The following is a 25,140-nucleotide window of genomic DNA, read 5'->3' as shown; positions in this document are numbered from 1 at the left end:
ATAAGATCGACCTTTGCGTGATAATTCAAGCCCGATCGCGACATCGCGGTTGCATAAAATGCAGCGGCCTCGCGCCTGGAGATCAAAAATCACATTTTTACCGAGGGGTCGCAGGGTATTTCCCAGGCTGTGGCGGTCATCGTTGCCGCCCCTCTGCCTCTACCAGATGAATGACGGGTCTGGCCCAAATTCGAGATGCACGGACTCGCCGGTGTAGCGTTCAAGCTTCTCGTTCAGCTGCTTTTCCATTTTGTCGAGCTTCTTCACGCCATTGGCCATATCCCACAGACCAAGCGCCAGCCCGACGGCCGAGGCAACGAGGCCGGTGACCAGTCCGGCCGCGGCAAGGCCGGTTTTGGCGGCGCTGCTGAAGATGGTCACGACTTCCGGCGCCACCGTTCCGAGTCCGGAAAAGGCACGGGACATGGCATTGGTCAGATAAAGCATCGCCTCGGAGAAACCGATCAGCGCGTTGCCGGTACCGGCAATGCCGCCGATTATTTCGAGCGCGCCCTTGGCGCGGTCGCCGGCCTTCATCGACCGCGACGCCGAATAGAAGCCGAGGCCGGCCATGGCGAGGCCGCCGGCCGCGCCGAGGATCTTGCCTGCCGCTTCCATCGTCTTCGGCGAGAAGTTCATCGAGATCCCCTTGCCCCAGCTGCCAGGCTGATTGCCGAAGGCGCTGAACGGTTTGCCGGCAACGTCGAGGTTCTTGCCGAGACCTTCCATCGTCATGCCGACGATCTGCGTCGCCGAGCCGACCGCGGCGGCGATATCGGCCGGCGTCCACTTGCCGCCGACGCCGAGGCCGCGCGCCACCAGCACGCTCGACATCGTCAGCATCTGCACGGCGTGCACCAGACCGGCCTTGTACACCTCGGCATCGATGCCGGCAGGTGTCCGGGTCTGGCGCGGCAGATCGAGCGAATCCTTGAAGGAGGCGAGCGCATCGTCGAGCTTCATACCGCCGCGCACCATCCGCAGAACGCCGTCGACGTCGCGCGCTATATCCTGCGCCAGGTTCTGTTTCAGCGTTTCGCCGCCATCGGCCGGGCCGTTTTTGCTGATGAAATCCTCGGCGAACGTAGTTGCCAACTGGCTGATGGCGTCATTCGTCGCCCCGGGCTCGAAGGTGTCATCCGGCCCCGACAGCAGCGGCTCGAGATCGACACCCTGGCCGTCGCCGATATAATGTTCCTTGACGATATTGGCGAAGGTGACGTTCGCGGCGTCGAGATGCGCATCGATATAATCCTGGGGCAGGAGATCGACGAGGGTGTTGAGTTCGGAATAATAATCCTTCAGGGCATCTTCGAAGCTCTTGCCGGCGCTCAGCGCCCGGTCGATCGCCTTGCCGCCGCCGATGTCGATCAGATAGGCGTCCTCGATGTTGGTGAGCAGATCGGAATTCTCCGGTCGCTGCAGATATTCCTTCATGCCGCTCGCGAAGATATCCGAGAGATGCTGCTGCGTCGCCGGATCGGCCGTCAGCTTTTCGATCCGCGCATCGAGGTCCTTGCCGACGCACTCGCCATCGGGCACGCTGTCGCCATACTGGTTCATATAGCCATTGAACTGCTGTTTGATCTCGATGAGATCGTAGAGCAGCGTCGCCTTCTGTTCCGGCGTCAGCTGGTCGAGGTCATCCATGTTGTCGGGCGCGACGAAATCCCGGTTCACGTCCTTCACGGCGTCGCCGAGAATGCCGTATTTGAGTTCGTCGAGCTTCTTCAGCGTCGGCTCATAGGCGGTCGACGGAGCGTAGCCGCGCAGCACCTTGCTTTCCAGGATGTCGTTCTCGTCGATCGGGCGCTCCACGACCGGCTCGATGGCATCCGAGCCCGACATGACAAGGTCCATCTTCTTGAGGCTGGATGTCAGATAGTCGCTGTCGATATAGGGCAGATCGAGACTTTGGATGGTCTTGCTCCAGCCATTGTCCTTGGTGGCGAACATGCGCTCGGCGATCCAGGCGTCGCCGCCGCTGCCGGCGAAGAAGCGCCCGCCGTCTGAGCCGTTGGCGGCAATGCCCTTGCCGGCCAGCCCGGTGCCGATCATGATCGCCGCCATGACGTCGTTGAACGAATAGCTGGCGAGATTGTTGGAGGGCAGCGGCGAGACGCTCTTGTCCCACTCGGCATTGGCCGGCAACTTCGAGACCAGGCTGGCGCCCATGACGAGCCCTTCGAGCGCGGTCTGCACCGCGTGGCGGTAACCCCAGACTTCCTTGCCGCCGGGAGCCGCCAACTGCGACGTCAGGCGCTCCAGAAGGCCGCCAAGATCAGCCTGACTGACCTCTCCGGCACCGACCTTGTCGAGCAGCGGACCGAGAAGCGCCTTGACGTCGGCCTTGAACTGATCGCGCACCTCGGAACTGTCTCCCCCGTAAAGCTGGTTGGCCATCGCCTGGATGGTCGGGTTGAACAGGTGGGTGATATTGTTGGGCACGGTGCTGCCGAATTCGGAAGCGGCAACCTTCTTCAAGCCGTCCAGGTCGATCTTGAGATCGTTGCCCGGGTCGGTTTCGGGCGTGCTCACCTTTGCATCGACCAGGATCGCGGTGGCGCCGCTTTTGCTCTGGGTAAACCCGACGAAGCCCCGCGCAGCGGAGATGTCGAGTGCCTGCCCGTTACCGCTCGGCGCGATCTTTCGTATTTCGCCGGCGTCGATGGTTTTTGTCGATCCAGAACGGCCAGTCACGTCTTTCTGGCCGAGGTCCACGACCAGGGTTTCGACCTCTTTCGATCCGCTGCCAACACGTTCCAACATGATTTCGTCACTCCTGATCGACGGCCGCACCCTGAACGGAGGCCCGGAAAGCCTCGTTAGGTCAGAAGTTTTTCAGTGATATGACAAATGGGTGCTATCGGAGCGGCAAAATTGAACCATTGACCCCCACATAGCGCTTCCAAATTATACCGCAGTACAAATGCTGGTGACACCGCAGTCGCCAAGGTGCGGCGCAATAGAGCACGGTCCCGTAGGGAATGCGCTCACGAGACAGATCGAAGTCGGTCCTCGGGCTCGGTTTTCAGACTGCATTGTCCGGCAAATCGGTATAAGCCGTCCTCTCGAACAAATCAGGAGACAACATGGAAACCGTGGAAATCAGCAGCCGCAGCGACTTCGGCCTTTGGGCAATTGAGCGGGCGCGGGAAATCGTAACGTCCGAGGGAACTGCTTTTGCGATGGCCGCTCGCGATATGGACGACGAGGCGCTTGCAAACGCTGCAGCCGCGCTAGGCAAGGCCATCAGCGATGCGATGGTGGAAGTGTTTGACGGCCTGATAGATGAATTGTGATTGTGAAGAGACAGCGGGTCACTGACCGATAAAAATTGGTCAGCACCGTCCGGGCTCGCCGTCTTCCCCTCTCATTGCAAACTGTCAGAAACTTGCATATATTTCTGACAAGAGAAATGCCATGCAAAAGCTGACATCGCAAATCATGGGACATGCTGAACGACTGCCGGAAGGATCCGCGCTTTCGGCAAAGAGCTTTTTGCATCTCGGAAATCGAGCCGCCCTGGATCGGGCTCTGTCGCGCCTGGCCGAGCGTGGCGAGCTCGTCCGGGCGGGCCGTGGTATCTATATGCGGCCCGTCAAAAGTCGCTTTGGCAGTCGGCCGCCGACGGTCGAACAGGCCGTAGAGGCGGTGGCGCAGCAGCGCGGTGAGGTCATCGTCTCGAATGGCGCCGCCGCGGCAAATGCCCTGGGCCTGACCTCCCAGGTCCCGGTCCGCTCCGTCTACCTGACATCCGGCCGTAGCCGGACGATGACCCTTGGACAGCAGACGGTCGAGCTCAAGCACGTGCCGCGCTGGCAATTGGCCTTGGCAGATCGACCTGCTGGCGTGGCGGTCCGCGCACTTGCATGGCTTGGGCCGGAGAGGGTCGATGAAGCACTGTCGCGGATCAAGCGAAAGCTGCCGCCAGACGCGTTCGGCGAGCTGGTGGCGGCGGCTCCGCAGTTTCCGACCTGGCTTGCAAGAAGCGTAGGAAAGGCTGCGCATCGCTGATCTGTTTCTGACCTTGTCAAAGGATAACCGACGCGAAGCCTTGGCGGTGGCGGCCGACCGCACCGGACGGCCCATTCATCTCCTCGAAAAGGATGTCTGGGTCGTCTGGACGCTGCAGACGCTCTTTTCGTCCAAGCTCGGTGAGCATCTCGTCTTCAAGGGCGGCACTTCGCTTTCGAAAGCCTACGGTGTCATCAAAAGGTTCTCCGAGGATGTCGACCTGACCTACGATATCCGCGCCCTGGCGCCGGACTTGGTTGGCGGCAATGACGAAGCACTGCCGAAACCCGCAGCGAGGAGAAACACTGGACCAGCGAGGTGCGAAAGCGGCTTCCGGTCTGGGTGGCGGGCTCGGTGGAGCCGGTTATGGCGCGTTGCGCGTTCAATCTCTTCCGGCGGCAATCCGCCTCGAGGACGATACGCTCTACCTCGACTATGAAGCGGTGAGCAGCGGATCCGGCTATGTCGCCCCGAGCGTCATGCTCGAATTCGGAGCGCGGTCGACCGGCGAGCCGGCCAGTATCCGCGATATCGACTGTGACGCGTCGGGCCAGGTTGATGGTGTCGAATTTCCGAAAGCGAGTCCCCGCGTCATGCACGCGGAGCGGACGTTCTGGGAGAAAGCGACCGCCATCCATGTCTTCTGCCTGCAGGAGCGCCTTCGCGGCGATCGTTTTGCCCGCCACTGGCATGATGTCGTCCGGCTGGACGATGCTGGTTTCGCCGACAAAGCATCCGCGGATCGGCAACTCGCCAATGCCGTGGCGAAACACAAATCCATGTTTTTTGCGGAAAAGGCGGCCGACCGCTCGCCCATCGACTACGCCGCAGCCGTCAACGGCAATCTGGTTCTGACGCCATCCGGAGAAGGTGTGCGTGCGCTCGGCGAGGATTACGCGCGCATGGTCGACGACGGCCTGCTGCTCGGCGATTCCGAGCCGTTCGAGCACCTGATCGAGCGATGCACGCAAATTCAGGCGCATGCCAACAAAAGCGACGCGTCAAAATAAGCAATTGCCGGCCCACAGCCGCACCTGCCCATTACTGTGAGTGCCCTGTCACCGACGCGGTTTGGCTTCGCGCCAATTATTAGGCGTTTGCTCGTGGCAGGCACCCTTGATGTGATGAGAGTGAAGCTCGGACCCGGTTATTCCGGCTCCGGCCTCGGCGAGGATGTGGCCAAATACCGCACGGGTGCGGGTTCGTTTGAGGAAAGTTGCGCCACGTAAAATGAAGATCCGGTGTGTTTGTAGTGAAGGCATTCTAATTCCCAATTTCAATCTCGCCGGAAGCCCGAGCAAGCTCAAAATCGCTGACGCGAGAATCGACGCGGATGTTCCACTTGCCGCAACGGCACGTTCTCGCGCCAAGTGCCGTCCTCCCACTGGCGCGCCGCACGCTTGATTGGCTCTATTCCCGCAGGGGGGTCGACAAGACGAAGGTCACTTCCTTGGCGTCCAGCGGATCGACGTCGCCTTTCATCAGGAAGGCCGCAATCTCGACGGGGCCAGCCCGGGCGTGACGATGATTTTTGCCATCGCCTTGTCTGAATGAAGATGTGTCGAAGCCGGCTGTGCTGCCGCAGCGATAGGCGCGCGGTGGCGGCGTGAATCGCCAAGTTGCCGCAACGGCCAGCACGAGGAACTCGACCAACGTCTCGGCGGCGAGATAGCGGAAGGTGCATTCCGGTAAACCACGGCGATCGAAACTTAAATCCGTCGCAATCTTCTCGACACTCACGTAGCATGAGCCTCGCGAACAAACGCCGCCACGCCACTATGGCAATTTCACTTCTCCTCCTCGGGATGAAATGGGACCATTCCTGAGGCGCTCTATTCCATCTCGAATACGGAGGATCCGGCATGCCTACGGTGTTGTTCAGACACGACCTCGCTTAACGATGTACTGAAGATTGCAGTCTACACGAAGCACGTTGCAGGCAGTGCTATGAAGTGTTCGCGGAAGATGGTTCGAGGTCTCGTCGGACGCTCTGTCGCGGCGAGCGCGGGACGTGTCTGATGCCCTCGATTTCAGTGAAGAACCATATTTCACGTGTTGCCCACCTGCCGACAACTTCCACCATCGCAAAAATGTACGTCCGCCTACCGAAGCTGAACGCTAACGATCCCCAAATGAGCTCAAAGATCACCTGTCGGCGGCAGCGGCGGAATTGGACTGATGAGGTGAGGGCACAGATTCTTGCCCACAACGTTCTTCAACTCGGCCCAATCCGGCGATATGTTCCCTCATCCTGGTTTCAGGCATGCCTTCAAGGCCCTGTCGGCTCGACACTTGGATTTTACAGGCGCCTGGCTGCTGGCCGACTGCCGCGCCCATTCCGTGATGATAAAAGTATTGTGCCGTGTTGGGTTCTTCACAAATATGTCCAGCACCCGACGTAGTTCTCTGCTCGGAAGCGGTTGAGGTCTGCGCCTTGACGCCGAAGATGGCCCTCTACAAGTTGGGTGACAATGTCCCGAGAGTTCTGCTCGCATTGGTTAGACGGGCAGGCTGGCTCTTTTATGCGTAGCGGCGATCTCGATGAGATTCGGCGTCAATCAGGATGAGACTCGCGCCGGGGTGTGACGGAGTGAGGGCGTAGCCCGATCGTAGTCATACCCCGGCGTGGCGCAGATTTTCGGCGTCTCATGATCGCGGTCGGTCCGGTACATTTGCGGTTTTCTGGATTGGAGAACCAGTTTGTGCCGGGTCGCCATTTAACCGATCATCAGATGAGACTCTTCATGAAGTACCGACAAACGCATTCCGTAGAGGTCGCCGCGTCAAAAGCGTCGATGAGCCGAGCCACGGCATACCGCCTCGACAAGGAGGTACAACTGCCTTCTCAGAGCAAAGCGCCGCGCGGACGCCGCCGCCCTGATCCCTTAGAGCTGATATTCGAGACCGAAGTCGTCCCGCTCCTGAAGGCCGCACCCGGTATCCGTGCCGTCGCTGTCTACAACGAGATGCTGCGCCGACATCCAGAACTCTCTGAAGGTATCCGCCGCACGCTTGAACGACGCATTCGGTCGTGGCGTGCTGTCCATGGCGAAGCGCAGGGGGTCATCTTCCGCCAAACGCACGAGCCAGGCCGGTTGGGCCTTTCGGATTTTACCGACGCCGGCGGTCTTGGTGTGACCATCGCCGGCCAGCCGCTTGATCACCTGTTCTATCACTTCCGGCTTGTCTGGTCGGGCTTCGAACATGCCCATGTCATTCTCGGCGGCGAAAGCTTTGTCGCGCTGGCTGAAGGGCTTCAAAATGCCCTGTGGTCCGTGGGAGGTACGCCGCTTTATCATCGAAGCGACAGCCTGTCGGCGGCATTCCGCAACCTCGACGCCGATGCCAAGGTCGATCTCACCCACCGATACGATCAGCTTTGCTCCCATTATCGAATGACGCCGACGCGCAACAACAAAGGCGTCGCGCATGAGAACGGCTCTATCGAAAGCTCCCATGGCCATCTCAAGAACTCTGTTCATGACGCCCTGCTGATGCGGGGGGCCAAGGAATTCGACGACCTCAGTTCTTACCGCGCCTTTGTCGATGACATCGTCAGCCGTCGCAACGCTGCCCATGGCAAGCGCATTGATGCTGAGCGATCCCATCTGCAGGCGCTGCCCGAGCGCCGGACCACGGACTTCGAAGAGATTGTCGTTACGGTGTCCCGGACGGGCGGCTTCACCTTGCGCAAGGTCTTCTACACCGTGCCATCCCGCCTGATCGGCCACAGGTTAAGAGTTCGCCTGTTCGACGATCGGCTGGATGTCTTTGTCGGCGGTACGCATCTGATGACGTTGCGCCGAGGACGCGGCCATCCCGACGGCCGACACGACCAGGTCGTCAACTACCACCACGTCATCCATTCCCTGCGCAAAAAGCCGATGGCGCTCCGCGGCCTCGTTTATCGCGACAAGCTCTTCCCGCGTCAGGAATATCGCAAGGCCTTCGAAGCCCTCATCGAGCATCTTCCCGACAAGCAGGCTTGCAAGATCACCGTCGAACTCCTGGCGCTCGCGCATGACCGTGGTTGCGAACGCGAACTTGCCGAAGAATTGGCCAGGATACTCGATGCTGGTGACTTACCCAATCTGGCTACCATGCGAGCGCTCTTCGGTCCGGATCCAGCCAAGCTGCCGACCGTTCATGTGCAACTCGCATCGCTCAACGGTTATGAGGCCCTGATCGGGACGGGAGAAGCGGCATGAAGAACGCCCACGTTATCGATGAAGCACGCCTCGGCATCATGCTCAACGAGCTCCGGCTGCCGACGATCAAAATGCTGTGGCCACGATCTGCCGAAGAGGCGGACGGGAAGGATGGCCGGCAGCTCGCTTCCTGTCGGCTATTGCCGAGCACGAGCTGGCAGAGCGTGCCAATCGCAGGATTGAACGGCATCTCGCCGAAGCGCACCTGCCGCCCGGAAAGACCTTAGGTGTTTAGTCCCGGCATTTGATGGTGCAATATTTTCCTTGGCATGGAGGGAAGCACTATGGGCCAGGTTCTACACGGGAGCGCCACGACGACAGAGGCAATCCGTCGAGCAATACAAAATAGTGAAGAGAGCCTGAGAACGCTTTCGAAGCGATACGGGATCAACCAGAAAACCGTGGCGAAATGGAAGAAGCGGACATCGTTGGTCGACCTTCCTACAGGCCCAAAGGACCCGCACTCGACGACCCTTTCCCTCGAAGAAGAGCCGTTATCGTCGCCTTCCGCCGGCACACGTTGCTGCCGCTCGATGATTGCCTCTACGCTCTTCAGCCGACCATTTCATATCTGACGCGTTCGTCGTTGCACAGGTGTTTGCAGCGCCACGGCATTTCACGTCTGCCGGAGGTCAGAGGCGACAAGGAGCCGAAGAAGAAGTTCAAAAGCTATCCGATCGGCTACTTCCACATCGATATTGACGAGGTGCAGACGGCCGAGGGCAAGCTCTATCTCTTTGTCGCAATTGACCGAACATCCAAGTTCGCGTTCGCGGAACTCTACACCAAAGCCGGCAAGATGAATGCCGCTCAGTTCTTGCGCAATCTGATCACGGCAGTGCCCTACACCATTCACACCGTTTTGACCGACAATGGCATTCAGTTCACCAACCGAGCTTGTGATCGAAATGCCTTCCAGCACATCTTCGATTGGGTCTGCGACGATCACAGCATCGAGCATCGCCTGACCAAGGTGAAGCATCCCTGGACCAACGGACAGGTCGAACGGATGAACCGAACGATCAAGGAGGCGACCGTCAAGCGCTTCCACTACGACGATCATGCGCAGTTGAAAAAACATCTGGCCGACTTTATCGACGCCTACAATTTCGGGCGCCGGCTCAAGACGTTAAAGGGCCGTACGCCTTACGAGTTCATCTGTAGACGATGGACTTTGGAGCCGGATCGATTCATCATCGACCCCATCCATCAAATGCCGGGACTAAACACTTAGACAGCTTCGCCTTTGACGCTGTACCCATGATCTCGAAGGCGCAGGTCATGGCAATCACCGCCGGCGACAGCTGGCTTGCCAAGGGAGCTAACATCCTCATGTTCGGTCCGCCCGGCGGAGGAAAGAGCCATCTTGCTGCTGCCATCGGCCTTGCGCTGATCGAGAACGGATGGCGGGTCCTGTTCACCCGGACCACCGATCTTGTGCAGAAGCTTCAGGTCGCCCGAAGGGAACTGCAGCTTGAGTCTGCCATCGACAAACTCAACAAGTACGACTTGCTCATCCTCGATGACCTCGCCTACGTCACCAAGGACCAGGCGGAAACAAGCGTGCTATTCGAGCTGATCTCGGCACGATACGAGCACCGGTCGATCCTGATCACCGCCAACCAGCCGTTCGGAGAGTGGAACCGGGTCTTTCCCGACCCTGCCATGACACTCGCAGCAGTCGACCGGCTCGTGCACCATGCCACGATCTTCGAGATGAACGTCGAAAGCTATCGCCGCAGAACTGCGCTTGAGGAAAAACGCCAGCGCGGCCGACCGGCCTCGTTTGCGACAATCAGGACATCAACGCTGTCTGTCGCGGAGCGGCAATCAGAAAACGACGAAGAACTTGTCAGCGGCAATCAGCATGATAATTTGATCCCGACCGCGACCTAAGAATCTCATCCAGATTGTCGCAAGCGTCTCATCCTGATTGCCGCGCTATACTTTTAGCTATTTTGCATCGATGGGCAGGCTCAAGGTTCTCTTGGAAGTCAGCATTTAGCTGCCTCACCATGGCGTTGAATAGGCTGAGTCGACCAAAGTGCTGCGCCCATTACAGAAGATTGCGATGAGGCATCAGCGTCCTTCAGCAATCTTGCCAAAGAATGCAGGCTTGCGAGATCGACGTGCGGGACCGCCAGGCTGCGCCAACAACCACTCATTGATCGGTCGAACATCCACGATGGGACCTCAAGAAGTCGACCAGAAGAAGAACCAGAAAGGCTGCAGCGGAAATATGCTTCCCTTTGGACACCGCCTCATGCACGTGAACGGGTTGCCCGGACCAGGGATGCGATACAAAAGCTCGCGAACCTCGGTCCCGTGGGTGTTCTGTCGTCGTGTTGTACAACCATTTCCGGCCGCACTCATCGCTCGGATACCAGACCCCGGCCGAGGCTCTAATCGCCGCCGGATGAAAATTCAGTGGCAGGTCACTTCTTCCATCCCTTGGTGTCCACCTATTTTGGTGGACACCTCATGCCAAAGCTCACTCAATTGCAGAAGGTGCGGGGAAAATCGCGCTTACGATCGTTCAGAAAACATTGCCTGTTTTTGGAGGCGCAGGCGGTGTTTCGCCATGCCATTAACCAAGTACCGGTTTTGAGGCATTCTCTCACTCAACTCACCCAGCTTCACCGCCAAAACCGCATACGTTGGAACTCAACCACTGCCCAATGTGGTCATTGATTTGCGGCCCATTCAGAGCGCCAAGACAGCGCCCTTTTGCGTGACAGTTAAACTCAAACGGATGTCGGTGGCCGAGAACCCAGCCATCACTGCAAATTCCCCCGCCTCTATCCGCCAACGCCGCTCGGTCGTGTCGAAGAAGGCAAATGTTCGGGCGTCAAGTATGAAACGCAACCTTCGTTTCTCACCGGGTTCCAGGGCGATTTTCGAGAAGGCTTTCAGCTCTTTAACCGGTCTGGGTACAGATGCTTCAACATCGCCGACATAGACTTGCACCACTGCCGAACCTGGCCGCTCGCTGATGTTGGTCAATCCCAGTGTCACTGTCACCGCGCCGGCAGCGTCCGGTAGCGCTACCGTCAGGTCCGACATCGCAAAGCTTGAATAACCGAGACCATGACCGAACGGGAACAGCGGCTTAATGCCGTGGCGATCGTAGTGCCGATAACCGACGAACACACCTTCGTCATAACGCACATGGCCATCCTTGCCTGGATAGACCGCGTCATCCTCGGTATGTGTGGGATTGTCACCCCAGCGCACGGGGAAGGTCTGTGCCAGTCGGCCCGAGGGCTCGGCCTTGCCGAGGAGCACATCGGCGATCGCGTTGCCAGCCTCCTGTCCGGGATACCAACATTGCAGTACTGCACGAGCGCCCGAAAGCCAGGGCATTTCCACCGGTCCACCGGTTTGTAGTACGACAATCGTGTTCGGATTGGCCGCAATTACCGCCTCAACAAGCTGGTTCTGCAAACCAGGAAGTGCAATGCTGCGGAGATCGGAACCCTCGGTATCCCAGTCGCCCGTTCTGCCCACGAAGACTACCGCATGATCAGCCTTTGCGGCGACGGCTGCTGCCTCGGCAATCTCCGCTTCGGCCGAAAACCTGCCTATTCCTACCCGAATTGCGGCGATATAGAGGTTGACGTGATCGTGCCGGGCGTACTCGGCGACGACCTCATATGTACGGCCGGCTTCGAGCGTGATTTCACCCACGACCTCTTCGCAGCCTTCTTCAAAGAATGTGGTACCACGCGTCCAGGAAGCCCAAGCGTCCACCACAAGTCTGCCGTCCACATAGACCCGGCCAAGCCCGGCGGAGGTTAGTCCGACGCGATAGACGCCGGCTTCCGAGGCTGTGAAGATGGTGCGCATTCGGGCCGAAAAGCGATGCGGATCGACGAGGCCCTCGGCCACGGGGGGCAACCATACACCAAGGCTCGACGGTTCCTCGAGGACCTTCACCGGTTCGCCAGCTAGCTCCCTTCCTTGGAAAAACTCGAAGGTTGTGGGGTTTTCGATTAGCGGCTGAAACCGATAATTGTTGCAACCCTGAGCGTAGCACAGATTCTCCTCACCCAGCGCGTCCACCAGCCCCTGCCACGGACTGATGACATAGTGAGGGTTCAACTGCGCCGAGCCGCCTCCCATCACCTGCGCGACCTTGGCATTGGGTCCAATGATGGCGACCATACCTTGCTGAGCCAATGGCAGGATCCCGTCATTCTGTAGCAGAACTGCGCTTTCCGCTCCCGCGCGCCTGATCAATGCCCTATGTTTCGGTTGATCAATGGCGTACTCCTTAAACTCGCGATGATCGTTGATAGCGCCGGTGCGTTCCATCAAAGTCAGGATATTGCGCACACAGGCGCGGATCGTCTCGACACTAACCTCGCCGCCTTCGACCGCAGCCAGTAGCTTGGAGCCGCGATCGCGAGTCGGGCCCGGCATCTCCAGATCCAGCCCGGCATTCACGGTGGGTGCGGTCGAACGCGAGCCGAACCAGTCCGACATCACCACGCCGTTAAAACCCCAGTCACCGCGCAGAACCTCGTTCAACAGCCAATGGCTTTCCGCCGTGTAAGTACCGTTTAGCTTGTTATACGAAGACATCACGGCCCAGACCTTTGCCCGCTTCACCGCCGTCTCAAAGGGTATCAGGTAGACTTCGCGCAGCGTGCGTTCATCGATATCTGAAGAGATGGTTGTACGTTCAATCTCGGACTCGTTGCCGACGAAATGTTTTATCGTGGCACCGACTTTCGTGGACTGCAGACCTTCGATATAGCCGACTGCAAGTTCCGCCGTCAGGATCGGATCCTCAGAGAAGCACTCAAAGTTGCGGCCGTTTGTGACGCTACGCTGGATGTTAACGGTGGGGGCTAACGAGACGTGGGCACCTTTTGAAAGAACCTCGTCACCTAGGGCACTGCCGATTTCCTTGGCTAGATCCGGGTTCCAACTCGCTCCGATGGCGATGCCCACCGGGAAAGCCGCTGCAGTCACACCTCCGACAAAAGACCCCGCCCCGCGGGCGCCGTTGGGGCCGTCGGTCAAGCGCAATCTCCCTATCCCTAGGCGGTCGATGGGCGGTAAAGACCAGAACGTATCGCCGGAAAGTAGCGAGACCTGCTCCGCCAAGGTCATATTATCGAGCAATGCTTTCTTATCAATCATCTTCTCTGCTTCTTGAATCTCAATACTTACCTGTCCCAGATCAACATCTCGAGATGCATATCGGGGAAGCTGGTGATCTCGGCGCCATGGAGCCGTCCATCGATAAAAAGGACGCCCGTTTGTTCATCAAGGCGTCGCGTCCCGCCGTCGCGAGGACGACGACATGTTCGAAGCCTTCACATAGCCGAGATGCGGTCACCGCTTTCCATTGAAAACAAGGAACATCGCGGCAATCGATTTCAGCAGTGAAAGTTGTGCCGGCTGCGGCAGCGCCGGTTCTGTTACGGAGTTATTCCTCCGCAACTTTGTGAGACAGTTTGAACCTTAGCAAGCTTTATCAGACAATCTGTTGACAGACAACCTCGGTCGCGCAGCTTTCGTGTCGTCATTGATGATTCGATGCTTCCCTCGGAGGCGGATCCCGATTGATGAAGTTTCTTCACCGCCTATGGACAAGCATCGACCACAATGGACAGGCTGTTGTCCCGTTTCCGGCTACAGAGTAATCATTTTCGTACTGTCTTTCATAATCAGCATTTGCGCGGTGGGGTTTTCGGGGCACTACGCCGCGGGTCTCCTACAAGGCCGCCTGGAAACCTCGAGCGAGGTGATGCAGGTGCTCTCGGGTTTCCGTGACGTCTCCGCCTCCGTCTGCATCGCCCTCACGCCGTGCTTGAATCCTCCCTACATATGCAGGCATTCCCGGTTGATATCGATCCAGATTGTCTGAGAGCTACCAGTATTCGTTGATCCTGCCGTTATAGCTTTGCCTGCTCGTCTGCACAAATTTAGATATCGAGAGATCAAAAACGGGCGCCTGGAGGAGAGCCGTGGCAGTACCGCATTCGTACCGGCTGGTCGTGTCAGACAGCCGAAGACTTGCGGATTCTCTACCATCATGGATGGCCTCGGCTCAGAGAGGGATCGGAGGCTGTCACGTATTTTTTTCCGCTTTCGGCATGTTAAAGGATGCCAGGCGATCTTGCTGCCAATTATTTTTCTGGCTGCGAGCGACCGCTTTCTGCCGGCACTCAAATTCCCCTGGTGAAGCAGGGCTATCGCATATGGGCGATGATAGAGATGAGGAACTGATCGTCCCACCCTGCCTTCTTGATCTTTCGACGAATGGAGGCCTTATCTGGATGGGCTCGGATGAGGTTGAGGGCAATCTTTCGTAACAGAGCAATGTTTGCCGGTCCGTGATCCTTACGGTTTCTGGCGGCATCCTCGCGGAACTGGACGTCGAGCACCCAGTGCAGTTTGTTTTCGATCTGCCAATGAGTTCTGGTTACCTCGATCAGGGCGGCAGCCGACATGACGGTGGAGAGCAGGAAGTAGCGGACATGGCTGGTCAGACGGCCATCGGCATGACGGCTTGTGGCCTCGACGGAGCCGATGGCCTGCAGGCCGGGGAAGTCGATGTCATTGACGGCGACGATGCAGGCACGGCGTCTTTCGCAGCGGTCATGGTCATTCTCGGCGGCGGTCTGGATGCCGAGTGGCTCGACGTCGTCCAGACGAGCAATCGTCTGTGCCAGGAGGCCGGGCTGATTGGCCTTCAACGCCAGGGCATAGTCGCCGCCGGCGGAAAGGATGGCATGAGCGGTATCGGCGCGGCAATGCAGGGCATCGGCGGTGACGATGGCACCTTCCAGCGACAAAAGCGCAAGCGCATCGAGCGCCCCTTGGACCTCGTTGCGGCCCGGCGCGGTCTGTTGGCCGATGACCAGGCCGCAACCGGCAGCCCAGACCTTGACGAGGGGCAGCGGCGTCGCCTCGTACCGCCTTGCCGTCGACCGCCACCACGCCTTCCATGCCCTTTGCAAAGGCTTCGGTAAAGCGGCTTCGAAGGCAACCTGATTGAGGCAGCGGAAAACGGTGGAGAAGGTGCCATGGCCGGCGATGCCATAGGGCAGCGGCACGATCGTCTTGAGCCACTTCTTTTTGGAAACGCCGAATCGGCCATGTCGGCGCAGCTTTCGGCGCCGCAAACGATCGCGGCAATGGCAATGAACAGGATCGACATCAGCGGATGACGTGTGTTGCGCCCCCGAGGGTCGGGCAGATCTTTAAAACAGGTGGCAAATCGATTCATCCGAACCTCCAAATTATCGGAGAGTTCTTGAGTCGATTTGCCTCAGCAAAACAACTCCTTACCATCCATATGCGATTCTCCTGCCTGGTGAAGCTGTCTCGTCTGGCCGTCACTTCAATCGCCCGCAACCGGCGCCTTAAGGTAGTAGAGAAACGTCCGGAGAGCGGACGGCACCTGTCGATGCGAAACGTAGTATGCATGAAAACCCGGCCCGGTAGAGGTCCAGTCCGGCAGCACGACTTCGAGTGAACCGGCCGCAAGTTTGTCCTCGACCCGGGCCTGCAGGCAATAAAAGAGACCGCCTCCCTCCTCCGCCATGCGGATAGATAGTTCCGAATCTCCGAGCGTGAGAAGTCCCGGAACGTCGAGAGAAACCATGCGATCGCCGTCGCCAAGTTCCCATTTGCAGAGGTGATCCGTACCGGTTCGGATCCGGATGCACTCGTGCGTCAAGAGATCTTCCGGCCGCGCGGGCCGCCCTCGTTCGTTGAGATAGGCCGGAGAACCGACTACGATCCATTCGAGTTCGGATGTCAGACGCGACGCGATCATCCCCTCGGGAACCGTTCCCCCATAACGGATGCCCGCGTCAAAACCTTCGGCGACCATATCGATGAAGCGATCCTCGACGCTGACTTCGACCTCGACATCTGGGTAGCTCTTGCGAAAACTGTGCAGTCGAGGAGCGATCAGCAGCTCGGCGGCGTCACGCAGGGTGGTCACTCTCACTCTGCCCGTAGGCCCGCTCCTGAAACTGTCTAGGAGATCCATCGCAGCTTGAATGCCGAGGAAACGGGGCTCCAGTTCGGCAAGCAGCACTTCGCCGGCGGCGGTGAGACTGATGCTCCTGCTTGTCCGATGAAACAGACGGACGCCCAGACGGGCCTCCAAACCCCTGATCGAGTGGCTGAGGGCAGACCCGGAAACGCCGCGAAGCGCGGCGGCCTTTCGGAACCCCCCCGCACGCGCGATCGCGACGAAAGGTTCAAGGTCGGCCAGATCGGCCCGCGTTGATACCATGAGTTATGGATACTCGCACTTGTACTGAAAAAGATCGCCCTTGCCGGCGCCGACCTTGCTTCAGGCCGGCCGGCACCTTCAATCCTTATTTAACTGGCCCTGTATTTGGTATGTGATGGCCGAGGAAGCAGTCAAAAATTTGACCTAGTGATCCATGTTGGATCCTGCGAAGGACGGCGGAGATGGCCCGGTCGCTGAAAAACGAAAACGTCCGGGATTAGATCGTCATGCAATGAAGATCTTCGTGTCCACAGCCACGAGAGACGGCACCGGTTGGTTCCGCGAGGCGGTCTAACAGTCCCGGAGGTTCTAGTTCTGAGCTCTCGAAAACGCGGGCTACCAGTCCTGCCGGGTTGGATGGACGAAATGTCGTTGATCGTGATCTCCGGGGGCTGGTCTAGTGCATAGACCACGGCTTCAGCCACCGACGACGGCGGAATACCCTGCTTGTTGAGCTCTCCGGCGATCTTTCTGCCCGTCTCGTCATGAACCTTGTCGGCCCAGCCGGTATCGATCACGCCAGGGCTGATCATAGACACTTGGATCCCGCTACCCACGCCCACCTCCTTCCTGAGGCTTTCGGTAATACCGCGTATGAAGAACTTCGTGGCTCCGTAAACCCCTGCCGCCTCGCCGACATGAACGCCGGCGATAGAGCTCATATTCAGGATGCGGCCGGACCGGCGCTCCAACATCGACGGCAGCACCGCGGCGATCGCATGCAGATAGCCACGCAGGTTGGTATCGATCATCTTGTTCCAATCGCCGACGGCGGCATCCTTCCAATAGGAAAAGAGCATGAGGCCGGCATTGTTGACCAATATATCGACCGGGCCGTACGTCGTTGTGGCGAACGCGACGAGGGCCTTGGTACTCTCAAAATCCGTGGCATCAGCAACCTTGTAGCTGGCAATATCTCCCGAACCGGTGATGTCTTCGACGATCTGACTGAGGCGTTCCTCATTGCGGCCGGCAAGGACGACGCGCGCACCTTTTTCCGCCAATCCTCTGGCGGTCGCCGCTCCAATGCCCGAGGAAGCCCCTGTGACGATGGCGACCTTGTTTTTCAGATGTGACATGACGTGCTCCTTCACTGCGGTTGGGTCAATTCGGCTTGCCGCGCGGCTTTGACGGGCTCGGGGGTCGTCCGGTTTTCCAACACCTGGCGCTTGGTTTCCTGATCTCCGCCGACGATATGGTCGATGCCGTTCATGAGAGCCTCGAACCCCTGCTGGGCGACGAGCGTCTTGTCGTTTTTTTGTTGGCCACCGAGCTTCGTACCGCCCATTCCAGCGTTCGCGTGGAAGTCGCTGTTGGTGGCGCCCGGAAGGAGTGCCGTCACCGTGACCCCGGTCGAGCGCAACTCCTCGCGCAGAGATTCCGCGAACATATAACCAAATGCCTTCGACGGGCCGTAAACGGTTTCGTATGGCGTGGGCAGGGTCGCCGAAACCGAGGAGGTGATGAGAATCCTGCCGCGGCCGTTCTTGACCATATGTTGGACGACGCGTTTGGCCATATGGACGGTCCCGGTTACATTGATCGCAAGCAGGCGAAGCTCATCCTCGAGATCGTTATCGACAAAGGCGCCGCCAATACCGATACCGACGTTCAGAGCCGCGGCTTCCAAGGGGCGCCCCAGCCCCTGCGTAAAGGCCCAGAACCTCTCGACGCCATCGTACGTCGAGGCATCCGCTTTGAACGGATATGCTTCGGCATCAAGGCTTCGTAGCGCATCGGCGGCCTCGTTCACCTTGTCGCTTGAGCCTGAAATGGCGACATCGAATCCATTCTTGGCGAATTGTTTGGCAAGCTCGAAGCCTATTCCAGATGAGCCGCCCGTGATCATTGCGAGTGGTTTATTCCCTGTCATGATTTCACTCCTTTGGTTTGGTCAGCACCACGATCGTCTCGAGGCGCTGGTGACCAAATGCCCGTGGAGCCGATTGGTTACATGAGCAAAATTGATCGGGGCGGTGAGTGAAAATCATCCACCGATCTGGCAGGGACCAGGAGTGCGTTACCTTTTTGGTCCCGTCCGCGGTCGAACTGGCCAGGCATTCCCTACGTCACGAAGGCCCTTGAGTGAACACGGCTCATCGGTGCGTGCGATCCCGCTCACTTCAAGTAGCCGTCGCGCTACCCTATTCTTATAGTGCGATCGAACGGTCGTTCGCAGCCCGCGGATATGATCCGACGACCCAAGCGCCTGAGTAGCGTTGATGGACTTCTCTGCGCTGGTGCCATCGGCCGGCACGCTTCTCGGAGAAAAATTCCACGGCGACGGCTTGTCCGGCACACCTTCCAGCGGTGACGGTCCAATGACGGGAAAGACAAAAAATGAGCGAGAGAATGAACAGCGTCGTTGCTCCTGGCCGCGTTGCGGTCATCACGGGAGCTGCGAAGGGCATCGGCTTGGCAATCGCGAGGGCTCTCGCGGCCCGCGGCATGAAGCTCGCGCTGCTGGATCTCGACGCCGACGCACTTGAGGATGTTACTTCGACACTCGACACGGACATCCTGATCGTGAGCGGCGACGTATCAGATTTGTCGGCACTGACCAGGTTGCGGGACGAAACGATTTCGCGGTTTGGCGACGTGGCCGTCCTAGTAAACAACGCGGGCATAACGCAAGGAGCCGGCCCTTGGGACAATCCTGCAAAGTGGCGACGCCAGATCGATGTAAACTTCGGAGGTGTTCTGGCCGCGCAACACGTCTTCGTGCCCTACATGATCGAAGCCGGTCGCCAGTCGGCCGTTGTCAACCTCGGCTCCAAGGAAGGTATTACGACTCCTCCAGGTAACGCCGCATATTCGGTGGCGAAGGCAGCTGTCAAAGTCCTGACCGAACAGCTGTCGCACGAGCTTCTGAAGGCGACGGGAGGTCGTGTTTCGGCTCATCTCCTCGTCCCTGGCTACACGTGGACACCCATGAACATCGCACTCAAGCCGCAGGGCATTGCGAAACCCGATGAGGCATGGACCGCAGAGCAACTGGTGGAATACTTCCTGGTCCGTCTGCTCGACGAGAATTTTTACATCATCTGTCCGGATAACGCGGTTACGTCTGCGATCGATGCCAGAAGGATCCGCTGGGCGGCCGACGACATGATCCTGAACCGGCCGGCGCTTTCACGCTGGCACCCCGACTGGATGGATAAATTCGCAGCCTGGTTGAAGTCAGGTCACTGACGGTGGAATGTTTGTAGAGGAGAGTAATCCAATGCCCAGACCCTATGTAATCTGTCACATGATGTCGCCGCTGGATGGCCGATTGATCGTCAATGATTGGGCCGAGGCAACCGGCCATTCGGTCGATGAGCTCGTGAAGATCTATGACGGCCTGCATGAGAAGATCGGTGCCGACGCCTGGCTTTCGGGAAGAGCGACGGGAGAAGAGTTCGCGGACGCCGTCGACCGCCCCTATCAAGCAACCGGCACAGCCGCGCGACCGATCCATATCGCCAACCCGGACGCCGGCGAGTTCGCTGTCATCGTGGATAAGGACGGTCGGCTACGCTGGGACAAGAGCGACATTGAGGGAGCTCACCTTGTGGTCCTGACAGGATCTGACGTGGATGATGCTTACCTGGCGGGCCTCACCCAGGCTGGCGTTTCCTATATCGTCTCGGAGAAAGATGGCGTCGATCTGAAAAACGCGCTTGACCTTCTTGGAACCGAGTTCGGTGTGAAGCGCTTGATGCTGGAAGGCGGGGCGCAAACCAATGGCCATTTCTTGAAGGCGGGTCTTGTTGACGAGGTCAGCCTGGTCATCTTCCCTGCGATCGGAGGCAAGTCGAATACACCGGCCATATTCGAGGGCGGCGAGGATGGGCTTGCCGGCAGGGCGAGGCTCACGTTTATCAGCGCCGAAGCCGCTGGCCTCGGCTCCGTGCATCTGAGATATCGCGTTGGACGTCCATAAGAGACGTCCATAGGAGAAGATTGTGGAAGGGCTCCCTCCTGCCGTCGTCGAAATGATCGTCGAGGAGCAGGGCGCGATACTCCTGAGCAAGCAACCTTGTTTCGAGATCATCGCGCAGCGCAGAGAGCCGGAAGAACTGGCGTAGTCTGCCTGTGGTGTCTCTCCGATTAGGCGGTGTGATGAACGGTATGTGACGCCGACATTAATGCCCGCGGCGGTGACCGCGATATGAGCGTCAAGGCGTTGCTCGAGTGCAGCTCGACAAACAAACAAGGTGAGACGCGTATTGCCGCACGTAACGATGCTCCCCACAAAAATGTCGGGCCTACTACACCTGCTGTCAGGTTTGTCAGGTGCGCGCCATGGTGCTGTTCCGCCCGACTTCCTACCGCGCTCTCGTGGAAGTCCTTGAAGCATAGGCACAAGATTCCTTCTGAGGCTCGATCCGGCCAGAGTGGCATGAGTCTTGAAACTTTCTCGTCGCGCGGCGGCAGCTGTCTTCTCCCGAGAAAGCGCGCGAGTCAAAGTCGAATTGCAGGTGAACGCATGGTGACGCAGTAGAACTTTGTGGATGCGGTTCGACCCGGGGAGAACAAAACTCCGGGCAGAGGTTTGGGAGGGCTGTTTGTCTGTGTCTGACAAAATTGCGATCTTCGGTATGGCGAGCGTTTTTTCGGTCACCCATGCGCTATTCGCAGTCGCTCAAGAGGCCAGGGCCGTGACTAACCCCCTGGCCTATATGCTGCAACCTATCACAAAATCCCAGGGGATGCTGAAAACCTTCGAACAAAGCCGGGAGACATTTCCGGGCGAGGTTCTGCTCGATATGAACGCTACCTATCTCGACCGACAGATCTACAATCCGGCCACGGCGCGCTACGACCACGTTAAACTGCGCGGCTATCAAGACGCCCGCCAGACCGGCTTATCCGGTGCCGACACGCCATTGGTTGGACCGACCATCGATCTACGGCCCGGTCAGACGGTGCGGGTAACGCTTCACAACCTGTTCCCTCAGGATTCCACCTGCGGCATCGGCGGTGGCAGTGCCAATACCCCCCATTGCTTCAACGGTACCAACCTGCATTCGCACGGTCTCTGGGTAAATCCGTCTGGCAATGGCGATAATGTGCTGATCTCAATCCGTCCCGGCGTTTCGTTCCAATATGAATACAACATCGCCGTTGAGCATCCCGCCGGCACCTTCTGGTATCACCCACACCTACACGGATCAACCGCATTGCAGGTGTCGAGTGGCATGTCCGGGGCGTTGATCATCCGTGGCGATCGCATGCCTACACCGACCGAGACTGGCGATATCGACCGCCTATTGAAGCAGCCGGGCGGCTCCGATATCGCCGAACGGGTTTTGGTGCTACAGCAGATTCAATATGCTTGCACCGATAACAATGGCGACATCACTTATGATTGCCAGCCAGGACAGGTGGGCGGCATCGAAAGCTACGATCAGTTCGGACCTGGCAGTTGGCCGGCTTCGGGCCGCTTCACCAGCGTCAACGGCCAGGTGCTTGGTCAGTTGGCATTAGCGGAGGCTGGCTCGGTCGAGCGGTGGCGGATGATACACGCCGGGGTTCGCGACACCATCAATTTCGAAATCCGGCGCAAGACCGGGACGACCGCGTTCCGCACGCTTGCGGCAGCGGACACCGACAGATGGATCGACCAGAATTGCGGCAAGGATACTATTCCGTATGGGGTGGTGGCCCAGGACGGGCTGACAATGGCGCAGGTGCAGATGCGGCAGCAAGCGATCCTGCAACCGGGCTACCGCGTTGACGCGCTGGTGGTGTTGCCAGGAGCGGGTGACTACTGCATCATCGATGGCGCCGCACCGGCAGCGGCCAGCGTCAACCAGGAGGCTCCAAGCCGACGGCTTCTCGGCATAGTCACTGCAGTAGGCGGCCATGCCGTCAATGGCGAGATCGGCACCTATCTGCAGGATTGGCTGATTTCGGCGGCTGAGCGCACGATGTCACAGAATGTCGCCGGCAAGGTTATCGATGACCTCAAGAACGAGATGTCGCTCTCAAGCTTTATTCCCCATCCGGACATCGCCGCGGGCGAGGTCACCGGCGAGCAGCAACTGGTGTTTAACATCGATGTGAAACAGCCGGGTGCCACCTTCTTCGAGGTTGACGGCAAACCTTATGATCCCAACCGCATCGACCGGACGTTGCCGCTAAGCGGAGTCGACGAATGGACGCTCCGCTCGGATTTCGTCGGCCACCCATTCCATATCCATGTCAATCCGTTTCAGATCATCAAAATTGTCGATGCGGCCGGCAACGATGTCAGCGCGCTTGGCGCCGATGACGACGGCGATCCGCAATATCCAGGCTTGAAAAATGTCTGGAAGGACACGCTGTGGATCAAGAATCCCGGCACCGATCCGTCGGCGCGCTACACGATCACCGTGCGGACGCACTACCAGCGCTATATCGGCGAGTTCGTTCTGCATTGCCACATCCTCGATCATGAGGACCAGGGCATGATGCAGAACATCAGGATCACCCTGCCGGACGGCCAGGGTGGCACCGTTTCCGGCCATCATTAGGGCGTCGATCGCCATTGGGAGGAACTATGAGCTTCACTGGCACTTGGAGTTATCGCAGCCTGATCAACAATCCCGATTTATCGGTTGATTTCAATGCACTGGAATTTGGCCAGGGAACGCTGGTGCTGACCGAGTTGGCTCGGCGCAAGGTCGGCGGAACCATTGGTGGGCCCGGGTGGTCGCTGGAACTGACCGGTACGGTGCGTCCGGGAGACCCTGTCGAGCTGCAATTCACTGGAAAGGGCGATGTGGCCAGCGAGACCTGGATCTACAGCTATCGCGGCTACATCGTGCCGAACTGGCTGAATGGCGTCGATCAAAGGGACGCCATTGTCGGTAGCATCGTCCGCGACGTCCCGCATTCCCATGGGGTCGCCGCAGCCGGCTACGTTGCCTCCTGGTATGCTGTGCGACAGTGATGCTCCAGCATTTGCCGCAGCTCGAAGACATTCGGATCAACATTCACCGGCCAGGGTCTGGGTCGACGGACCGATGCCTCACATTTGAACCGCGTGCTCTGGCGGTCCAGCGGGATGTGCTGCCCGAACTTGTCGAACACGATCGTCGCCAGCAACTGAGGGCCGATGAAGCCGCGCGGGCGTCGCATGGAACGGTGCGGGAGCCTGACTGATCGCCTCGCAATCGCGGCAGGTAAATTTCTCGCGCACCGTCTCGATCACCTTGAATCGGCGCGGGATATCCTCCAGCGTTTCCGTCACATCCTCGCCCAGCTTCGACAGCCGCGAGCCGCCACAGCAGGCACATGCCGTCGGCGCTTCGATGACGATGCGTGCGCGCTCGACGTCTTTGGGCCACGCCTTGCGCACTGGACGCTTGCGGGCGAAGGCGCGCACGGACTGCGTTCTGGCCGCGGCCTCTTGGACGCTCAGTTCGTCCTCGGCGGCCTACGCCACAAGCTCTTCGAGCTGCAAATTCCAACTGATCGATCAGCCGCTGCGTGCGCTCGCGGCGCGGCCCGTGCTTCTCGCGCTCCAGCTTGCCAATCAGCAACTGCAAATGCACGTTGAGCGCCTCAATGCTCGACAGCCGCGCCTTCGCGTTGGCCGCGTCCGCCTCAGCTTGCAGCCCCGCAGCACGTTCGGCCAGCAGCGCCGGATGAGCGCTGGCAAGGTCCGATGGCAGGGTAAGCGGCGGCAATGTCATAACGACATTGAATCAGATTTCTCAACAATCTCAATGCAAAAATTCAGTCAAACCCGGCTGGGGCGCCAGGTTTCCTGCCGTGCGCGCCAGTCAATTCCCTCCAGCGACAACGCATGTTGATGCCCCTCCTGGTGAGGCTGAATGATTCTCAGATCGAGTTGATGAATGGTACGGTTGCGAAGGTCGCGAACCGCGTTGACGACCGCCGGGGAATTTTGGAACAAATATGCTCCGGTTGATTGCTGGTCGATGAGCAGGCGCTTCCGCCTGATTTGAACGTAAATCCAATTGACGGGAGTATCGAGCCTGGCGGCAAGTTGTACGGTGCTGAGCAAACTAGGTTCGTGTGTCCATCTGTTGCGCTGTGCCTTTACCTTGATGCCCGCTGCAAGGCGGAGGCGTTGCACAGTGATTGGCAAAACCTTCTCCTCACAATTGGGCGAATGGTGTCCTTCGCGCGTCAGTATTTCAGGCTTCGACATATCCCTGTGTCGCAGACACGGGTATCAGCAAGGTCGATCCACTACGAGGTTCAACCTCATACGACGGCGCGAAGTTGCCGCCTCTACGTCCCACCTCACGGATCACATTAAAGGAGCGTCCAAATAACGGATGGCTCGGATCCAGCACCTAGATCTTGTCCGGTGATGATTCGTCAGACTCACAAGCAGGCATATTTCTGTAGACCTTCGAGCAGATAACCGAGCTGCGCCGGTGTGATCACCACCGTGCCGTCAGCGGCTGACGGCCAGATGAAGCGGCCGCGCTCCAGCTTCTTCGTGAACAGACAAGCGCCCTGGCCGTCATGCTAAATAAACCTTCCTCGCTCCAATTTTTTCGTGAACAGGCAGGCCCTCTGGCCATCGTGCCAAACGACCTTGATCAGATCGCCGCGTTTGCCCCAAGGCGGCGCATCCTCGGATGCTTACTTTTGTCCGGAAAGCTTGCCGTTTTGGGCCGCATTGAACTCATTAAATAAGGATTTGCG

General features: G+C 58.7%; 17 protein-coding genes and 9 pseudogenes. 15 read left to right on the top strand and 11 right to left on the bottom strand.

Annotated elements, in window-relative coordinates:
* Positions 1–159: 159 nt before the first annotated feature.
* Complete coding sequence (locus AMK05_RS26015; RefSeq protein ID WP_064842453.1) at positions 160–2,769, bottom strand: hypothetical protein; 2,610 nt, start codon at positions 2,767–2,769, stop codon at positions 160–162.
* A gap of 323 nt (positions 2,770–3,092) precedes the next feature.
* On the opposite strand from AMK05_RS26015, the gene AMK05_RS26010 reads away from it, so the two are divergent.
* The 4 genes and pseudogenes from AMK05_RS26010 to AMK05_RS36010 all read left to right on the top strand — a co-directional run bounded on the left by AMK05_RS26010 (position 3,093) and on the right by AMK05_RS36010 (position 5,246).
* Entirely contained in the window at positions 3,093–3,302 is a 210-nt protein-coding gene (locus AMK05_RS26010) for a hypothetical protein (RefSeq protein WP_064842451.1), read from the top strand.
* Between the two features lie 121 nt (positions 3,303–3,423).
* Entirely contained in the window at positions 3,424–4,017 is a 594-nt protein-coding gene (locus AMK05_RS26005) for a DUF6088 family protein (RefSeq protein WP_064842448.1), read from the top strand.
* A pseudogene (locus AMK05_RS26000) lies at positions 4,010–5,027 on the top strand (nucleotidyl transferase AbiEii/AbiGii toxin family protein). The gene AMK05_RS26005 and the pseudogene AMK05_RS26000 overlap by 8 nt, the downstream one beginning before the upstream one ends.
* A 93-nt stretch (positions 5,028–5,120) precedes the next feature.
* A complete protein-coding gene (locus AMK05_RS36010; RefSeq protein ID WP_257784634.1) occupies positions 5,121–5,246 on the top strand; it encodes a hypothetical protein in 126 nt (41 codons plus the stop codon).
* Between the two features lie 181 nt (positions 5,247–5,427).
* On the opposite strand, the gene AMK05_RS25995 is transcribed toward AMK05_RS36010, so the two are convergent.
* Positions 5,428–5,757 carry a hypothetical protein gene (locus AMK05_RS25995; RefSeq protein WP_010068837.1) on the bottom strand — a complete coding sequence of 110 codons (330 nt, stop codon included), beginning with the start codon at positions 5,755–5,757 and terminating at the stop codon, positions 5,428–5,430.
* A 962-nt stretch (positions 5,758–6,719) separates the two neighbouring features.
* On the opposite strand from AMK05_RS25995, the gene istA reads away from it, so the two are divergent.
* The 5 genes and pseudogenes from istA to AMK05_RS36265 all read left to right on the top strand — a co-directional run bounded on the left by istA (position 6,720) and on the right by AMK05_RS36265 (position 10,645).
* The gene (gene istA, locus AMK05_RS25990) at positions 6,720–8,225 is read left to right on the top strand and encodes an IS21-like element ISRel5 family transposase (RefSeq protein WP_064842446.1); all 1,506 of its coding nucleotides are present in this window, start codon (positions 6,720–6,722) and stop codon (positions 8,223–8,225) included.
* Positions 8,222–8,451: pseudogene (istB, locus tag AMK05_RS25985) on the top strand (IS21-like element ISRel5 family helper ATPase IstB); the annotation flags it as partial. The gene istA and the pseudogene istB (AMK05_RS25985), both read left to right, overlap by 4 nt.
* Before the next feature lie 58 nt (positions 8,452–8,509).
* A pseudogene (locus AMK05_RS34815) lies at positions 8,510–9,459 on the top strand (IS481 family transposase).
* Positions 9,450–10,121, top strand: a pseudogene (gene istB / locus AMK05_RS34810) (IS21-like element ISRel5 family helper ATPase IstB); the annotation flags it as partial. The pseudogenes AMK05_RS34815 and istB (AMK05_RS34810), both read left to right, overlap by 10 nt.
* A 446-nt stretch (positions 10,122–10,567) precedes the next feature.
* Positions 10,568–10,645: an integrase core domain-containing protein gene (locus AMK05_RS36265; RefSeq protein ID WP_125460997.1), complete on the top strand. Its 78-nt coding sequence runs from the start codon at positions 10,568–10,570 to the stop codon at positions 10,643–10,645.
* 283 nt (positions 10,646–10,928) lie between these two features.
* On the opposite strand, the gene AMK05_RS25970 is transcribed toward AMK05_RS36265, so the two are convergent.
* Positions 10,929–13,373 carry a beta-glucosidase gene (locus AMK05_RS25970; RefSeq protein WP_064842440.1) on the bottom strand — a complete coding sequence of 815 codons (2,445 nt, stop codon included), beginning with the start codon at positions 13,371–13,373 and terminating at the stop codon, positions 10,929–10,931.
* Positions 13,374–13,841: 468 nt separating this feature from the next.
* Here AMK05_RS25970 and AMK05_RS36260 point away from each other — a divergent pair.
* Positions 13,842–14,025 (top strand): annotated as a pseudogene (locus tag AMK05_RS36260) (hypothetical protein); the annotation flags it as partial.
* 403 nt (positions 14,026–14,428) lie between these two features.
* On the opposite strand, the gene AMK05_RS25965 reads toward AMK05_RS36260, so the two are convergent.
* The 5 genes and pseudogenes from AMK05_RS25965 to AMK05_RS25950 form a co-directional block, all read right to left on the bottom strand.
* Complete coding sequence (locus AMK05_RS25965; RefSeq protein ID WP_237352255.1) at positions 14,429–15,295, bottom strand: ISAs1 family transposase; 867 nt, start codon at positions 15,293–15,295, stop codon at positions 14,429–14,431.
* A 59-nt stretch (positions 15,296–15,354) separates the two neighbouring features.
* Positions 15,355–15,399: pseudogene (locus AMK05_RS36255) on the bottom strand (hypothetical protein); the annotation flags it as partial.
* Positions 15,400–15,582: 183 nt separating this feature from the next.
* On the bottom strand, positions 15,583–16,488 hold the full coding sequence (locus tag AMK05_RS25960) for a LysR family transcriptional regulator (RefSeq protein ID WP_064842438.1): 906 nt from the start codon (positions 16,486–16,488) through the stop codon (positions 15,583–15,585).
* Between the two features lie 336 nt (positions 16,489–16,824).
* Positions 16,825–17,567 (bottom strand): annotated as a pseudogene (locus AMK05_RS25955) (SDR family oxidoreductase).
* 11 nt (positions 17,568–17,578) lie between these two features.
* Entirely contained in the window at positions 17,579–18,361 is a 783-nt protein-coding gene (locus AMK05_RS25950; protein ID WP_184345398.1) for an SDR family NAD(P)-dependent oxidoreductase, read from the bottom strand.
* 467 nt (positions 18,362–18,828) lie between these two features.
* On the opposite strand from AMK05_RS25950, the gene AMK05_RS25945 reads away from it, so the two are divergent.
* From AMK05_RS25945 to AMK05_RS25930, 5 genes are all read left to right on the top strand, one after another.
* On the top strand, positions 18,829–19,680 hold the full coding sequence (locus AMK05_RS25945; protein WP_064842431.1) for an SDR family NAD(P)-dependent oxidoreductase: 852 nt from the start codon (positions 18,829–18,831) through the stop codon (positions 19,678–19,680).
* A gap of 31 nt (positions 19,681–19,711) precedes the next feature.
* Entirely contained in the window at positions 19,712–20,413 is a 702-nt protein-coding gene (locus AMK05_RS25940) for a RibD family protein (protein ID WP_004674381.1), read from the top strand.
* A 22-nt stretch (positions 20,414–20,435) separates the two neighbouring features.
* Positions 20,436–20,558, top strand: coding sequence for a hypothetical protein (locus tag AMK05_RS36005; RefSeq protein WP_009982859.1), 123 nt, complete (start codon positions 20,436–20,438; stop codon positions 20,556–20,558).
* 480 nt (positions 20,559–21,038) lie between these two features.
* Positions 21,039–22,988, top strand: coding sequence for a multicopper oxidase family protein (locus AMK05_RS25935; RefSeq protein WP_064842429.1), 1,950 nt, complete (start codon positions 21,039–21,041; stop codon positions 22,986–22,988).
* Positions 22,989–23,014: 26 nt separating this feature from the next.
* Positions 23,015–23,407 (top strand): hypothetical protein, encoded by a 393-nt coding sequence (locus AMK05_RS25930; RefSeq protein ID WP_064842427.1) that lies wholly within the window; start codon positions 23,015–23,017, stop codon positions 23,405–23,407.
* A gap of 42 nt (positions 23,408–23,449) precedes the next feature.
* Here AMK05_RS25930 and AMK05_RS33725 read toward each other — a convergent pair.
* The 3 genes and pseudogenes from AMK05_RS33725 to tnpB form a co-directional block, all read right to left on the bottom strand.
* Positions 23,450–24,152: pseudogene (locus tag AMK05_RS33725) on the bottom strand (IS66 family transposase zinc-finger binding domain-containing protein); the annotation flags it as partial.
* A gap of 47 nt (positions 24,153–24,199) precedes the next feature.
* Positions 24,200–24,634 (bottom strand): hypothetical protein, encoded by a 435-nt coding sequence (locus AMK05_RS25920; protein ID WP_225881160.1) that lies wholly within the window; start codon positions 24,632–24,634, stop codon positions 24,200–24,202.
* 179 nt (positions 24,635–24,813) lie between these two features.
* Positions 24,814–25,041, bottom strand: a pseudogene (gene tnpB / locus AMK05_RS36000) (IS66 family insertion sequence element accessory protein TnpB); the annotation flags it as partial.
* Positions 25,042–25,140: the final 99 nt, after the last annotated feature.

It is taken from the genome of Rhizobium sp. N324 (assembly GCF_001664485.1).
Lineage (GTDB): Bacteria > Pseudomonadota > Alphaproteobacteria > Rhizobiales > Rhizobiaceae > Rhizobium.
The sequence above is the reverse complement of the archived record's forward strand: the minus strand, read 5'-3'. Positions and strand labels throughout refer to the sequence as shown.

Coding starts and splice junctions, on each gene's coding strand:
- AMK05_RS26015 (WP_064842453.1), bottom strand. CDS start 2,769: ATGTTGGAACGTGTTGGCAGCGGATCGAAAGAGGTCGAAACCCTGGTC.
- AMK05_RS25945 (WP_064842431.1), top strand. CDS start 18,829: ATGAGCGAGAGAATGAACAGCGTCGTTGCTCCTGGCCGCGTTGCGGTC.
- AMK05_RS25940 (WP_004674381.1), top strand. CDS start 19,712: ATGCCCAGACCCTATGTAATCTGTCACATGATGTCGCCGCTGGATGGC.
- AMK05_RS25950 (WP_184345398.1), bottom strand. CDS start 18,361: ATGACAGGGAATAAACCACTCGCAATGATCACGGGCGGCTCATCTGGA.
- AMK05_RS25930 (WP_064842427.1), top strand. CDS start 23,015: ATGAGCTTCACTGGCACTTGGAGTTATCGCAGCCTGATCAACAATCCC.
- AMK05_RS26005 (WP_064842448.1), top strand. CDS start 3,424: ATGCAAAAGCTGACATCGCAAATCATGGGACATGCTGAACGACTGCCG.
- AMK05_RS26010 (WP_064842451.1), top strand. CDS start 3,093: ATGGAAACCGTGGAAATCAGCAGCCGCAGCGACTTCGGCCTTTGGGCA.
- AMK05_RS25960 (WP_064842438.1), bottom strand. CDS start 16,488: ATGGTATCAACGCGGGCCGATCTGGCCGACCTTGAACCTTTCGTCGCG.
- AMK05_RS25970 (WP_064842440.1), bottom strand. CDS start 13,373: ATGATTGATAAGAAAGCATTGCTCGATAATATGACCTTGGCGGAGCAG.
- AMK05_RS25920 (WP_225881160.1), bottom strand. CDS start 24,634: ATGTCGAAGCCTGAAATACTGACGCGCGAAGGACACCATTCGCCCAAT.